The sequence below is a fragment of the Listeria rocourtiae subsp. hofi genome, assembly GCF_963575615.1.
In the GTDB taxonomy this organism is placed as follows: Bacteria; Bacillota; Bacilli; order Lactobacillales; family Listeriaceae; genus Listeria_A; species Listeria_A hofi.
The window spans coordinates 1-370 of record NZ_CAUYTL010000100.1 but is presented as its reverse complement, the minus strand read 5'-3'; the positions used below and the strand labels follow the sequence as shown (position 1 = coordinate 370).

Below are 370 nucleotides of genomic sequence, written 5' to 3'. Positions count from 1 at the left end.
TTGGTGGAGCCTAGCGGGATCGAACCGCTGACCTCCTGCGTGCAAAGCAGGCGCTCTCCCAGCTGAGCTAAGGCCCCATAATAAATAGGTATATACAATTAGTGGACGGCTTTCATCAAAAGAAAGTGGGCCTAAATGGACTCGAACCATCGACCTCACGCTTATCAGGCGTGCGCTCTAACCAGCTGAGCTATAGGCCCGTCAATAAAAAGCGCCTCTTTCTAAAAAAAGGGCTCACCACTAACTTAGAGATTAATCTCTCAAAACTGAACAAAACAGAAGATAAAACAAACGCAGGTTTCCTATTCCTTAGAAAGGAGGTGATCCAGCCGCACCTTCCGATACGGCTACCTTGTTACGACTTCACCCC

The 370-nt window shown here is 48.1% G+C and carries 2 tRNA genes and 1 rRNA gene; all 3 read right to left on the bottom strand.

Annotation, left to right across the window (positions count from 1 at the left end):
- Position 1 precedes the first annotated feature (1 nt).
- Positions 2 to 77 (bottom strand) — tRNA-Ala (locus R8925_RS15895).
- Positions 78 to 126: 49 nt separating this feature from the next.
- Positions 127 to 200 (bottom strand) — tRNA-Ile (locus R8925_RS15890).
- 113 nt (positions 201 to 313) lie between these two features.
- Positions 314 to 370, bottom strand: a 16S ribosomal RNA gene (locus tag R8925_RS15885); the annotation flags it as partial.